The 13,911-nt window shown below is 61.6% G+C and carries 12 protein-coding genes; 9 read left to right on the forward strand and 3 right to left on the reverse strand.

Going from position 1 to position 13,911, the window contains the following annotated elements; genetic code table 11:
- Positions 1-135 precede the first annotated feature (135 nt).
- The 4 genes from J3P91_RS03985 (at position 136) to J3P91_RS04000 (ending at position 4,775) form a co-directional block, all read left to right on the forward strand.
- Positions 136-1,398 carry an ATP-binding protein gene (locus J3P91_RS03985; protein ID WP_434602815.1) on the forward strand — a complete coding sequence of 421 codons (1,263 nt, stop codon included), beginning with the start codon at positions 136-138 and terminating at the stop codon, positions 1,396-1,398.
- The gene (locus tag J3P91_RS03990; protein ID WP_003177957.1) at positions 1,391-1,951 is read left to right on the forward strand and encodes a response regulator transcription factor; all 561 of its coding nucleotides are present in this window, start codon (positions 1,391-1,393) and stop codon (positions 1,949-1,951) included. The genes J3P91_RS03985 and J3P91_RS03990 overlap by 8 nt, the downstream gene beginning before the upstream one ends.
- A 91-nt stretch (positions 1,952-2,042) precedes the next feature.
- A complete protein-coding gene (locus J3P91_RS03995) occupies positions 2,043-3,770 on the forward strand; it encodes an ABC transporter ATP-binding protein/permease (protein WP_434602816.1) in 1,728 nt (575 codons plus the stop codon).
- Between the two features lie 258 nt (positions 3,771-4,028).
- Positions 4,029-4,775, forward strand: a complete 747-nt coding sequence (locus J3P91_RS04000) for a FadR/GntR family transcriptional regulator (protein ID WP_305496837.1) — start codon at positions 4,029-4,031, stop codon at positions 4,773-4,775.
- A gap of 96 nt (positions 4,776-4,871) precedes the next feature.
- Here J3P91_RS04000 and J3P91_RS04005 read toward each other — a convergent pair whose 3' ends face one another.
- Positions 4,872-5,261, reverse strand: coding sequence for a hypothetical protein (locus J3P91_RS04005; protein WP_434602817.1), 390 nt, complete (start codon positions 5,259-5,261; stop codon positions 4,872-4,874).
- A 371-nt stretch (positions 5,262-5,632) separates the two neighbouring features.
- Between J3P91_RS04005 and kdgD the strand changes: the two genes are divergently transcribed.
- The 5 genes from kdgD to J3P91_RS04030 all read left to right on the forward strand — a co-directional run bounded on the left by kdgD (position 5,633) and on the right by J3P91_RS04030 (position 12,326).
- On the forward strand, positions 5,633-6,544 hold the full coding sequence (gene kdgD / locus J3P91_RS04010; RefSeq protein WP_186613371.1) for a 5-dehydro-4-deoxyglucarate dehydratase: 912 nt from the start codon (positions 5,633-5,635) through the stop codon (positions 6,542-6,544).
- 67 nt (positions 6,545-6,611) lie between these two features.
- On the forward strand, positions 6,612-8,057 hold the full coding sequence (locus J3P91_RS04015; RefSeq protein WP_434569820.1) for an aldehyde dehydrogenase family protein: 1,446 nt from the start codon (positions 6,612-6,614) through the stop codon (positions 8,055-8,057).
- A gap of 85 nt (positions 8,058-8,142) precedes the next feature.
- Positions 8,143-9,507: an MFS transporter gene (locus J3P91_RS04020; RefSeq protein ID WP_434602818.1), complete on the forward strand. Its 1,365-nt coding sequence runs from the start codon at positions 8,143-8,145 to the stop codon at positions 9,505-9,507.
- A gap of 12 nt (positions 9,508-9,519) precedes the next feature.
- On the forward strand, positions 9,520-11,073 hold the full coding sequence (gene garD, locus J3P91_RS04025) for a galactarate dehydratase (RefSeq protein WP_434602819.1): 1,554 nt from the start codon (positions 9,520-9,522) through the stop codon (positions 11,071-11,073).
- Between the two features lie 311 nt (positions 11,074-11,384).
- Entirely contained in the window at positions 11,385-12,326 is a 942-nt protein-coding gene (locus J3P91_RS04030; RefSeq protein ID WP_434602820.1) for an AEC family transporter, read from the forward strand.
- A gap of 115 nt (positions 12,327-12,441) precedes the next feature.
- On the opposite strand, the gene J3P91_RS04035 is transcribed toward J3P91_RS04030, so the two are convergent.
- On the reverse strand, positions 12,442-12,822 hold the full coding sequence (locus J3P91_RS04035) for a carboxymuconolactone decarboxylase family protein (protein ID WP_072430755.1): 381 nt from the start codon (positions 12,820-12,822) through the stop codon (positions 12,442-12,444).
- A complete protein-coding gene (locus J3P91_RS04040; RefSeq protein WP_434604992.1) occupies positions 12,819-13,877 on the reverse strand; it encodes a calcium/sodium antiporter in 1,059 nt (352 codons plus the stop codon). The genes J3P91_RS04035 and J3P91_RS04040 overlap by 4 nt, the downstream gene beginning before the upstream one ends.
- Positions 13,878-13,911: the final 34 nt, after the last annotated feature.

Raw genomic sequence — 13,911 nt, forward strand, 5'->3', positions numbered from 1 at the left:
GCGGGTGAGTGGCTTTTGTGGCGGAGGGGATATATAGCCTTCAGGGCTGTGGCGCTTTGCCGCATCTTCGCCTCTGCCTGCCGCGCCTTGGTTATACTCCGTGCGATCCGCCTGGAGCGCTCATCAGGAGAGCTCATGCTCGCCCCTTTGCAAATGACTTCCGCTTCGCGCCAGAACCTCTGGCGTCTGACGTTCATCCGCATTCTGGTCCTCGCGGCCCAGGCCGGCTCCGTGGGGCTTGCCTATTGGTTCGACCTGCTGCCGCTGCCCTGGCTGCAACTGGCGATTACCCTGGTGTGCTCCAGCGTACTCTGCGCATTGACGGCGATTCGCCTGCGCACTTCCTGGCCAGTGACCGAGCTTGAATACGCCGTGCAACTGGCCTGCGACCTGTTTATCCACAGTGCGCTGCTGTATTTCTCCGGCGGGTCGACCAATCCCTTCGTGTCGTATTACCTGGTGCCGCTGACGATTGCGGCGGTCACGCTGCCGTGGCGTTTTTCGCTGATCCTGTCCGGCATCGCCCTGGCGCTGTACACCTTGTTGCTGGCGCGGTTCTATCCGCTGGAAACCTTTCCCATTGCCCGGGAAAACCTGCAGATCTACGGCATGTGGCTGAGTTTTGCCCTGGCCGCCGCGGTCATCACGTTTTTTGCCGCGCGTATGGCCGAAGAGCTGCGTCGCCAGGAAGAGCTGCGGGCGATTCGCCGCGAAGAAGGCCTGCGCGACGAGCAACTGCTGGCCGTGGCGACCCAGGCCGCCGGCGCCGCCCATGAATTGGGCACGCCGCTGGCGACCATGAGCGTGCTGCTCAAGGAAATGCGCCAGGACCATCATGATCCGGCGTTGCAGGAAGACCTCAGCGTGCTGCAGGACCAGGTCCAGCTGTGCAAGGAAACCCTGCAATACCTGGTGCGTGCCGCCGAGGCGAACCGCCGGTTGGCCATCGAAATGCAGGACGTCACCGACTGGCTCGACGAGGCGCTGAATCGCTGGCACCTGATGCGCCCCGAAGCCAGTTATCGCTTCCAGTGCCTGGGCCAGGGCACGGTGCCGCGCATGGCGCCGCCGCCGGACCTGACCCAGGCCTTGCTGAACCTGCTGAACAACGCCGCCGACGCCTGTCCGGAAGGCCTGGAAGTGGTGCTGGACTGGAACGCCTATGAACTGACGATCTGCATTCGCGACCACGGCGCCGGTGTGCCGCTGGCGATTGCCGAGCAGATCGGCAAACCGTTTTACACCACCAAGGGCAAGGGTTTCGGCCTCGGCCTGTTTTTGAGCAAGGCCAGCGTGACACGCGCCGGCGGCTCGGTGAAACTCTACCCCCATGAGGAGGGCGGCACGCTCACCGAGCTGCGCCTGCCCCATGCCGACCGAGGAGACGAATATGAGTGACGAGATCCAAGTCGACGGCGAAGAACTGCCGCACCTGTTGCTGGTGGACGACGACGCCACCTTCACCCGCGTCATGGCCCGGGCCATGTCCCGACGCGGTTTTCGCGTCAGCACCGCCGGCTCCGCCGAAGAGGGCCTGACCATCGCCCAGGCCGACCTGCCCGACTACGCCGCCCTCGACCTGAAGATGGATGGCGACTCAGGGCTGGTGCTGCTGCCCAAGCTGCTGGAACTCGACCCGGAAATGCGCGTGGTGATTCTCACCGGTTATTCGAGCATCGCCACGGCGGTCGAGGCGATCAAGCGCGGCGCCTGCAATTACCTGTGCAAACCGGCCGACGCCGACGATGTGCTGGCCGCGTTGTTGTCCGAGCACGCCGACCTGGACACGCTGGTGCCGGAAAATCCGATGTCGGTGGACCGGCTGCAGTGGGAACATATCCAGCGGGTGCTGACCGAGCACGAAGGCAACATCTCCGCCACCGCCCGCGCCCTGGGCATGCACCGGCGGACCTTGCAGCGCAAATTGCAGAAGCGTCCGGTACGTCGCTGAACCTGCGCTGAACGAATGCTGTCCACCCTCGCGACACATCGGGCCGTTGCTTTATGATCGGCCCGAGTTTTCCCCTTATCGAGCCTTAACCATGAATCAGAACGCTGAATATTCCGCGGTCAATGACGCGGTGCGCGGCCAGTTTTTCCGCCGTGTCTGGCAAATGACCACGCCATACTGGCGCAGTGAGGAGAAGGGCAAGGCCTGGACGCTGTTGATCGCCGTGATTGCGCTGTCGCTGTTCAGCGTGGCGATTTCGGTGTGGCTGAACAATTGGTACAAGGATTTTTATAACGCCCTGCAGGAAAAGAACAGTGAGGCGTTCTGGAAGTTGATCCTGTATTTCGGCGGCATCGCCACGGTGGCGATCCTCGGCGCCGTGTATCGTCTGTACCTCACCCAGATGCTCACGATTCGCTGGCGGGCCTGGCTCACCGAGCAGCATTTTGCCCGTTGGCTGAACGACAAGAATTATTACCGGCTGGAGCAGGGCGGTTACACCGACAACCCTGACCAGCGGATTTCCGAAGACCTCAACAGCTTCACTTCCACCACGTTGAGCCTGGGCTTGGGGCTGCTGCGTACCGTGGTCAGCCTGGTGTCGTTCTCGATCATTCTGTGGGGCGTGTCGGGCAGCATCGAAGTGTTCGGCTACACGATCCCTGGCTATATGTTCTGGTGTGCGCTGCTGTATGCGGCGGTGGGCAGCTGGCTGACGCATTTGATCGGGCGCCGCCTGATCGGCCTGAACAACAACCAGCAGCGCTTCGAAGCCGACCTGCGTTTTTCCATGGTGCGGGTGCGGGAAAATGCCGAGAGCATTGCGCTATACAACGGCGAACCCAACGAGAACCGCCGCCTGAGCGAGCGTTTCGGCCTGGTGTGGCACAACTTCTGGGACATCATGCGCGTGTCCAAGCGCCTGACGTTCTTTACCTCTGGGTATGGGCAGATCGCGATCATCTTTCCATTTATCGTCGCTGCGCCGCGTTACTTTTCCGGAAAGATCCAACTGGGCGAGCTGATGCAGATCAACTCGGCGTTCGGCAATGTGCAGGACAATTTCAGCTGGTTCATCGATGCTTACGCCTCGCTCGCCGCCTGGCGCGCCACTTGTGACCGTCTGCTGAGTTTCCGCCAGGCCATGAGCGACAACGAAGACCGGGTACCGGCCATCGATGTGCAGAACCAGGGCAACGAACTGAAAGTCCGCAACCTCGGGCTGGACCTGAGCGACGGACGCCATTTGCTGACCCGCGCCGAATTGAGTGTCGAACCGGGCGAGCGGGTGATGCTCAGCGGTCGTTCCGGCAGTGGCAAGTCCACCTTGCTGCGGGCGATGGGACATTTGTGGCCCGCCGGGCACGGCAGCATCCTGCTGCCTTCGGCGCGTTATCTGTTCCTGCCGCAAAAGCCTTACCTGCCGATTGGCAGCCTGCGCGAGGTATTGAGTTATCCACAAGCGGGCGATATCTACCCCAACGAACGTTATGCACAGGTGCTGGAAACCTGTCGCCTGCCGCATCTGATTTCGCGGCTGGACGAAAGCAACCATTGGCAACGCATGCTCTCGCCGGGCGAACAGCAGCGCCTGGCCTTTGCCCGGGCATTGCTATACGCGCCACTGTGGTTGTACATGGACGAAGCGACGTCGGCGATGGATGAGGAGGACGAGGCGACGCTGTACCAGGCGTTGATCGACCAGTTGCCGGGCTTGAGCATCATCAGCGTCGGCCACCGAAGCAGTCTGAAACGTTTCCATGCACGACATGTGCGCATCGAGAATGGCCGACTGGTGGAGCAGGCCGTAACCGCCTGAAACCCCCAAACCTGATGTGGGAGCGAGCCTGCTCGCGAAGGCGGCGTGTCAGTTGCGGTTAAGTACTCTGACACATCGCATTCGCGAGCAGGCTCGCTCCCACAAGGGTTGCTGGTGAATCGCAGATTTATGTCTACAGCCGGTCTCCGTGTGAGCTTGCTCGCGATGAAAGCAACTCGGTTTCTGCACCAACGGTGATCGTACAACCACGTTGCGCTATGATGCGTATTCAGCCGCTCGTCAAAATAGAGATACACCATGGAAAACCCGCTCAACGTCCCACGTCTTCCCCGCAAGCGCCGCAGCCTGGCGCAGGAGCTGGTGACGGTGCTGTCCGAGCAGATTCGCGACGGTCTGCTCAAGCGTGGCGATAAATTGCCCACCGAGTCGGCGATCATGGAGGCCCATGGTGTCAGCCGTACCGTGGTGCGCGAGGCGATCTCCCGTTTGCAGGCGGCAGGGCAAGTGGAAACCCGCCACGGCATCGGTACATTCGTGCTCGATACGCCAAGCCCGAGCGGCTTTCGCATCGACCCGGCGACGGTGGTCACCTTGCGTGACGTGCTGGCGATCCTGGAATTGCGCATCAGCCTGGAGGTGGAATCAGCCGGGCTGGCGGCGCAGCGCCGCAGCGACGAACAATTGGCAGCGATGCGCGCGGCACTCGACGCGTTGAATGAAAGCGCGGCCCACGCCAGCGACGCGGTGGCCTCGGACTTCGCTTTCCATCTGGAAATCGCCCTGTCCACTGGCAACCGCTATTTCACCGACATCATGACCCACCTGGGCACCAGCATCATCCCGCGCACCCGGCTGAACTCGGCGCGCCTGGCCCATGACGACCAGCAACACTACATGGATCGCCTGAGCCGCGAGCACGAGGAAATCTACGAAGCCATTGCCCGCCAGGACTCCGACGCGGCCCGAGCGGCCATGCGTTTGCATTTGACCAACAGCCGTGAGCGGCTGCGTCAGGCCCATGAAGAGGCGCAGGCGCAGGGTTAACGCTCACTACTCTGGTGGCAAGGATGCTTTTGTGTGACTTCGGATCCTTGCGTCGACCTGACGTGCAGGTAAGCACTAGAGCTTGGGCTGAACGGCTTACGCCTGGATATTCAGCGTTATTGGCTCGGAGTACCTGTATTGCTGCGTCTCACCGTATGTCCGATAGCGTAGCTGGACCTCTTTGCCTACGTACGGTATCAGTGCCTCCCTGGGCAAAGTCATCAATGTGACCTCGGTCTTTGGCTGAGGATTTTCACGGTCCGTTATGTCGACCAATGGCGATCCATGTCTTTTCTCCCACTCAGGTTTTTCCCCATCGGGACCCAGTATCAAAAAGGCATCGTGGTCGTATTGAGGTACTTCTTGCTTTGCCGGAACCACAACGGTGAATGTACTTTCTTGCGTTGCTGACAGGTTGATGTCGACCGTCCTTGTCGATGTGTTTTCCGGGTAGTTCTGAACGGTTGGCTTCGCATATATTTCCATGATGTCATTCCCGTGAGGCGGCCCTGATCGTCGCGTACGGGCGGCTCACTTAAAAGATTGTGAAAGGGACTACGGCCGGGTACGGCACGGCCATACGTGGGTTATGCCCCCTCGCCGTAACGGCGCCTACTGGCAGAGTTGACAGTGGCGACGAGCGGTCCTGGTTCTCGGTCGGCAAGTTTCATCCGTCTCCCCTTCAAACCCAAAGCCCCGGTTTGCAAGGCTGCAAGGCGATTTCCCCTGGGCCAGAACCCGACAAAAGACAAAATGCAGTTGACGTTCATATTTTAAGTTGTACGATGACCTACAACTTCTCGCGAAGCTGAACCGCTTTCCTACAACACAACATTTGCGTCCAGGGTGTTCGAATAATGAATCCACAAGAACTGAAGTCCATCCTCTCGTCTGGCCTGCTGTCGTTCCCGGTCACCGATTTCACTGCCAATGGCGATTTCAATCGCGACAGCTACATCAAGCGCCTCGAGTGGCTGGCCCCGTATGGCGCCTCTGCATTGTTCGCAGCGGGCGGCACCGGTGAATTTTTCTCCCTGGCCGCCAGTGAGTATTCGCAAGTCATCAAGACCGCCGTCGATACCTGCGCCACCAGCGTGCCGATCCTCGCCGGTGTTGGCGGTGCGACCCGCCAGGCCATCGAATACGCTCAGGAAGCCGAGCGTCTGGGTGCCAAGGGCTTGCTGCTGCTGCCGCACTACCTGACCGAAGCCAGCCAGGACGGCGTTGCCGCCCACGTTGAAGCCGTGTGCAAATCGGTGAAAATCGGCGTGGTGGTCTACAACCGTAACGTCTGCCGCCTGAACGCCACCCAGCTGGAGCAGCTGGCCGAGCGTTGCCCGAACCTGATCGGCTACAAGGACGGCCTGGGCGATATCGAATTGATGGTGTCGATCCGTCGTCGCCTCGGTGATCGTTTCAGCTACCTGGGCGGCTTGCCGACCGCCGAAGTCTACGCCGCGGCCTACAAGGCCCTGGGCGTACCGGTCTACTCCTCGGCGGTGTTCAACTTCATCCCGAAAACCGCGATGGACTTCTACCACGCCATTGCCCGCGAAGATCACGAAACCGTCGGCAAGATCATCGACGATTTCTTCCTGCCGTACCTGGACATCCGCAACCGCAAGGCCGGTTACGCGGTGAGCATCGTCAAGGCCGGTGCGAAAATCGTTGGCTACGACGCGGGCCCTGTGCGCACGCCGCTGACCGACCTGCTGCCAGAAGAATACGAAGCCCTGGCCGCGCTGATCGACAAGCAAGGCAAGCAGTAACAGACCCGACAAAGCCGCTGAGCAATCAGCGGCTTTTTGCGTAAGGCTTATTGTAAGGAGAGCACTCGTGGCAGATTCAAAGCGTTTCGATAACTACATCAACGGTCAGTGGGTAGCCGGTGCCGACTATTGCACCAACATCAACCCGTCTGACTTGTCCGATGTCATCGGTGAATACGCCAAGGCTGACGCCGCTCAAGTCAACGCCGCCATCGACGCTGCTCGTGCTGCGTTCCCGGCCTGGTCGACCTCGGGTATCCAGGCCCGTCACGACGCGTTGGATAAAGTTGGCAGTGAAATTCTCGCCCGCCGCGAAGAACTCGGCCAATTGCTGGCCCGGGAAGAGGGCAAGACCCTGCCCGAAGCCATTGGCGAAGTGACCCGCGCCGGCAATATTTTCAAATTCTTCGCCGGCGAGTGCCTGCGCCTGTCGGGCGATTACGTGCCGTCGGTGCGTCCAGGCGTCAACGTTGAAGTCACCCGTGAAGCCCTTGGTGTGGTTGGCCTGATCACCCCGTGGAACTTCCCGATCGCGATCCCCGCGTGGAAAATCGCCCCGGCCCTGGCCTACGGCAACTGCGTGGTGATCAAGCCCGCCGAGCTGGTGCCGGGCTGTGCCTGGGCCTTGGCCGAAATCATTTCCCGCGCCGGTTTCCCGGCCGGTGCGTTCAACCTGGTCATGGGCAGCGGCCGCGTGGTCGGTGAAGTCCTGGTCAACAGCCCCAAAGTCGACGGCATCAGCTTCACCGGTTCCGTGGGCGTGGGCCGGCAGATCGCGGTCAACTGCGTGTCGCGCCAGGCCAAGGTGCAGTTGGAAATGGGCGGCAAGAACCCGCAAATCATCCTCGACGACGCCGATCTCAAGCAGGCCGTCGAGCTGGCGGTGCAGAGCGCGTTCTACTCCACCGGCCAGCGTTGCACCGCGTCGAGCCGCCTGATCGTCACCGCCGGTATCCACGACAAGTTTGTCGCGGCGATGGCCGAGCGCATGCAGTCGATCAAGGTCGGTCATGCCTTGAAGGCCGGCACCGATATCGGCCCTGTGGTCTCCGAGGCCCAGCTCAACCAGGACCTGAAGTACATCGACATCGGCCAGAGCGAAGGTGCGCGGTTGGTCAGCGGTGGTGGTGTGGTGACCTGCGATACCGAAGGTTATTTCCTGGCGCCGACGCTGTTCGCCGACAGTGAAGCCTCGATGCGCATCAGCCGTGAAGAAATCTTCGGCCCGGTCGCCAACGTCGTGCGCGTGGCTGACTACGAGGCGGCGCTGGCGATGGCCAACGACACCGAGTTCGGTCTGTCGGCCGGTATCGCCACCACCTCGTTGAAGTACGCCAACCACTTCAAGCGCCATTCCCAGGCGGGCATGGTAATGGTCAACCTGCCGACCGCCGGCGTGGATTACCACGTGCCGTTCGGCGGACGCAAAGGATCGTCCTATGGTTCGCGCGAGCAAGGCCGCTACGCGCAAGAGTTCTACACCGTGGTGAAGACCTCCTACATCGGCTCGTAATACGCAACACCGGTCGGTGCCGGGCTCCGGCGCCGACCGTACAATTTGATTTCCCGCATAAAAATAAATAGTGGAAGTAGATTACATGCAAGAGACCAAGCCGACGCACGTCCGCTATTTGATCCTGCTCATGCTGTTTTTGGTGACAACGATCAACTATGCCGACCGTGCCACCATCGCCATCGCTGGTTCCAGCCTGCAAAAAGACCTCGGCATCGATGCCGTCACCCTCGGTTATATCTTCTCCGCCTTCGGCTGGGCCTACGTGGCCGGGCAGATTCCTGGCGGGTGGCTGCTCGACCGTTTCGGTTCGAAAAAAATCTATGCCCTGAGCATTTTCACCTGGTCGCTGTTCACCGTGCTGCAAGGCTATGTCGGTGAATTCGGCATGTCCACGGCCGTGGTTGCGCTGTTCATGCTGCGCTTTCTGGTCGGGCTGGCCGAAGCGCCTTCCTTCCCAGGCAACGCCCGTATCGTCGCGGCCTGGTTCCCCACCGCGGAACGCGGCACCGCCTCGGCGATCTTCAACTCGGCGCAGTATTTCGCCACCGTACTGTTCGCACCGCTGATGGGCTGGATCGTCTACCGCTTTGGCTGGCAGCACGTGTTCATCGTGATGGGCGTGATCGGTATCGTGTTCTCGCTGGTCTGGCTGAAGGTGATCTACAGCCCGCGCCAGCACCCGATGATCAACGAGGCCGAGTTCAATCACATCGCGTCCAACGGCGCGATGGTCGACATGGACCAGGACAAGGGCAAGGAAAAGAAAGCCGATGGTCCGAAGTGGGATTACATCCGCCAGCTGCTGACCAACCGCATGATGCTCGGCGTGTACCTGGGCCAATACTGCATCAACGGCATCACCTATTTCTTCCTCACCTGGTTCCCGGTGTACCTGGTGCAGGAACGCGGCATGACCATCCTCAAGGCCGGTTTCATCGCGTCTTTGCCGGCCATTTGCGGCTTTATCGGCGGCGTGCTTGGCGGGGTGATTTCCGACTACCTGCTGCGCAAGGGCCACTCGCTGACCTTCGCCCGCAAGGCGCCGATCATCGCCGGCCTGCTGGTGTCCAGCAGCATCGTGGCGTGCAACTACGTGGACATCGAATGGATGGTGGTGGGCTTCATGGCCCTGGCCTTCTTCGGTAAAGGCGTCGGTGCACTGGGCTGGGCCGTGGTCTCCGACACCTCGCCAAAACAGATCGCCGGCTTGAGCGGTGGCCTGTTCAACACCTTCGGCAACCTGGCGTCGATTACCACGCCAATCGTCATCGGCTACATCATCAGCTCCACCGGTTCGTTCAAGTGGGCGCTGGTGTTTGTCGGTTGCAACGCGCTGATGGCGGTGTTCAGCTACCTGGTGATCGTGGGCCCGATCAAGCGTGTCGTGCTCAAGGAACCAACGGCCAGGGATGTCGACATTTCCGGCCTGTCTGAAGCCAAATCCTGAGGAGCGGCGTCGATGAATCTGATTGAACATGCCGATTCGCCCCGTTACATCCGCCTGCATGAGCGGGACAACGTAGTGATCGTCGTCAACGACCAGGGCGTACCGGCCGGGACCGAATTCCCGGACGGCCTGGTTACTGTCGACTTCGTGCCGCAAAGCCACAAAGTCACCCTGGAGGATATTCCCGAGGGCGGCGAGGTGATTCGCTACGGCCAGGTCATTGGCTACGCGCTGCAGCCGATCCCGCGTGGCAGCTGGGTCAAGGAAGACCAACTGCGCATGCCCACCGCGCCACCGCTGGACAGCCTGCCGTTGTCCACCGATGTGCCGGCCGCCGATGCGCCGCTTGAGGGCTACACCTTCGAGGGTTATCGCAACGCCGACGGTACCGTCGGCACGCGCAACATCCTGGGTATCACCACCACGGTGCAGTGTGTGACCGGCGTGCTGGACCATGCGGTCAAGCGCATCAAGGATGAGCTGCTGCCCAAGTATCCGAACGTCGATGACGTGGTGGCGCTGACCCACAGCTACGGCTGTGGCGTGGCGATCACCGCCACCGATGCCTATATCCCGATTCGCACCGTGCGCAACCTGGCGCGCAACCCGAACCTGGGCGGCGAGGCGCTGGTGATCAGCCTGGGCTGCGAGAAATTGCAGGCCGGGCAGGTCATGCACGAGGGCGACAGTTCGGTGGATCTCAGCGAGCCGTGGCTGTATCGCTTGCAGGACTCCAGCCACGGTTTCACCGAAATGATCGAGCAGATCATGGAGCTGGCCGAGACCCGCCTGAAAAAGCTCGACCAGCGCCGTCGCGAAACCGTGCCGGCCTCGGAGCTGATCCTGGGCATGCAATGCGGCGGCAGCGATGCGTTTTCTGGCATCACCGCGAACCCGGCCCTGGGCTACGCCTCGGATTTGCTGCTGCGGGCCGGTGCGACGGTGATGTTTTCCGAAGTCACCGAAGTGCGCGATGCGATCTATCTGCTGACGTCCCGGGCGCAAACCCGTGAAGTCGCCGAGGAGCTGGTGCGCGAGATGGACTGGTACGACCGCTATCTGGCCAAGGGCGAAGCCGATCGCAGCGCCAACACCACGCCGGGCAACAAGAAGGGCGGGCTGTCTAACATCGTCGAAAAATCCCTGGGCTCGATCGTCAAGTCCGGCAGCAGCGCGATTAACGGCGTGCTCGGCCCGGGCGAGCGCTTCAAGCAGAAGGGCCTGATCTTCTGCGCCACGCCGGCCAGTGATTTTGTCTGCGGTACGCTGCAACTGGCGGCGGGGATGAACCTGCATGTGTTCACCACCGGACGCGGTACGCCGTACGGTTTGGCGATGGCGCCGGTGGTGAAGGTCTCGACCCGCACCGAACTGGCCCAACGCTGGCCCGACCTGATTGATGTCGACGCCGGCCGGATCGCTACCGGGCGTGCAAGCATCGAAGAGTTGGGCTGGGAGCTGTTCCACTACTACCTGGATGTGGCCAGCGGCAAGAAGCAGACCTGGGCCGAACGGCACAAGCTGTACAACGACATCACGCTGTTCAACCCGGCGCCGATTACCTGATCTGGCGCTGATCGCGAGCAAGCTCGCTCCCACAGGGATATGGGGTGCATGTGGATTTTGTGATCGCTGGAGATCCAGTGTGGGAGCGAGCTTGCTCGCGATGGGGGCGGTACATTCAGCATTGATGCAAGCTGACCTGGCGCCTTCGCGAGCAAGCTCGCTCCCACAGGGATATGTGGTGAGTGTGGATTTGTGTCCGATCCAGTACAAATGTGGGAGCGAGCCTGCTCGCGAAGAGGCTCGACCAGACGCCAACGCCGTGAGTGGCTATCATTAGCCACCTAACGACACCCTCCTCAAGGTCCCCCGGCATGCTGGCAATTTTCCTCGAAACCCTGAACATCACCGCGCCGGTGTTTGCCATGCTGTTTCTGGGGACGCTGCTCAAGCGTATCAATTGGATCAACGACAACTTCATCTACATCGCCTCGTCGCTGGTGTTCAACGTCACCATGCCGGCGCTGTTGTTCCTCGGCATCCTGCATGCCGACCTGCATGCGGCGTTGCAGCCGGACCTGCTGATCTATTTCTCGATCGCCACCCTGGCGAGTTTTGCCATGGCCTGGGGCTGGGCGATCTGGCGGTGTCCGCGTGAAGATCGCGGTATCTACACTCAGGGCGCGTTTCGTGGCAACAACGGGGTAATCGGCCTGGCGCTGGCGGCAAGCATGTACGGTGACTACGGCATTTCCCTCGGCGCGATTCTCGCGGCGCTGGTGATCCTGTTCTACAACACCTTGTCGACCATCGTGTTGGCGGTCTACAGCCCGGTGATCAAGTCCGACCCATGGAGCATCTGCAAAAGCGTGGTCAGCAACCCGCTGATCATCAGCGTGCTCGCCGCCGCGCCGTTCGCCTATTGGCAAATCGGCCTGCCGAACTGGTTCGAGACCTCGGCCAGGTACTTGTCGCAAATGACCTTACCCCTGGCGTTGATCTGCATCGGCGGCACGCTGTCGCTGGCGGCCTTGCGCAAAAGCGGCAAGATGGCCCTGAGTTCGAGCCTGGTGAAAATGGTCGGCCTGCCCCTGGTGACCACGTTGGGCGCCTGGCTATGGGGCTTTCGCGGCGCCGAGTTGGGGATCCTGTTCCTGTACTTCGGCAGCCCCACCGCCGCCGCCAGCTTCGTCATGGCCCGCGCGGCCGATGGCAACCATGAGCTGGCGGCGGCGATCATCGTCATCACTACGCTGATGGCGGCGATTACCACCAACGTGGGGATTTTTGTGTTGCAGTGGGGTGGGTGGATCTAGCCGCGGATTTGCAGTGCCCTTTCGATCCATTCGCGAGCAGGCTCGCTCCCACAGGTGACTGCGATACCCTCTGGCCCTTGTGGGAGCGAGCCCGCTCGCGAAGGCAATCCCACAGTCACTCAGGCTTCTGATAGCTATCAATCACTTCCTGCGCCGCCCGAAACGCATCGATCGCCGCAGGCACGCCCGCGTATACCGCGCAATGCAGCAGTGCCTCACGAATCTCCTGTACCGTGCAGCCGTTGTTCAAGGCGCCGCGCACGTGGCCTTTGAGTTCCTGGGGGCACTTGAGGGCGGTGAGGGCGGCGAGGGTGATCAGGCTGCGGGTTTTCAGCGGCAGGCCTTCGCGGCTCCAGACACTTCCCCAGGCGTGCTCGTTGACGAAATCCTGCAGTGGCTGGGTAAACTCGGTGGCGTTGCCCAGGGCGCGATCGACGAAGGCGTCGCCCATCACCTGGCGACGCATGTCAAGGCCGGTCTTCGGAGTGTCGGTCATGGCAAATCCCTCTTGTGGTGTTGGCGGCGCCAGGCGCGCACGGAAGTGAACAGCAAGAACGCCAGCAGCGCCGGCAGCACGTAGAACAGCATCAGCCGTTCCAGTTGGCCGGCCAGGGGCATGCCGGTGGTGAACGACACCACGTGCAGCCCGTAAGCCAGGTACAAGCCCAGCAACAGCAGCCCTTCGGCGCGGGTGACGCGGTAGCCGGAATAGAATACCGGCAGGCACAGCACCGCCACGCCGAGCATTACCGGCAGGTCGAAGTCCAGGGCATTGGGCGAGACCGAGAGCGGCGAAGGGGCGGCGAGAGCGGTCACGCCGAGTACGCCCAGCAGGTTGAACAGGTTGCTGCCGATCACGTTGCCCACCGCAATGTCCCGCTGGCCACGCAGTGCGGCGATCAGCGAGGTGGCGAGCTCCGGCAGCGACGTGCTGACGGCAACGATGGTCAGGCCGATGATGCGCTCCGACAGTCCCAGGTCCGTCGCCACTTCCACTGCGGCGCCCAGTAACAGGTGCCCGGCGAAAACCAGCATGGCCAGGCCCGACGCGATCATTACCAGGCTTTTGGGCCAGGCCATGTCGACCACTTCGCCCAGCGGATGCGGTCGTCCCGAATGCCGGGACTGGCGCAGCAGCAGCGCCAGGTACACCGCCAGGGCTATCAGCAGCAGCGCTCCGTCCAGTCGGCTCAGCTCTTCGTTCCAGGCCAGTACGAAAACCAGCAGGCACGCGCCGATCATCAGCGGGATGTCCAGGCGCACCAGTTGTCGCGAGACGCGCAACGGAATGATCAGCGCCGACAGGCCTAGAGTCACAAGGAGGTTGAAAATCGTGCTGCCGATGACGCTGCCCACGGCGATGTCGGCGTTCTGCGCCAGGGTCGCCTGCAGGCTGACGGCCATCTGTGGCGCGCTGCTGCCGAAAGCGACGACGGTCAGGCCGATTATCAATGGACGCACCTGCAAGCGCGCCGCCAGGCCGACAGCGGCACGCACCAGCAGCTCGGCGCCGGCGATCAGCAACAGCAAGGCGCCGAGCAATTCGATCAGGCTGAGCAGGGATAAAGCGTTGATCAGGGAAATG

This window comes from Pseudomonas sp. Z4-7, from assembly GCF_051131965.1.
Taxonomy (GTDB): Bacteria; Pseudomonadota; Gammaproteobacteria; order Pseudomonadales; family Pseudomonadaceae; genus Aquipseudomonas.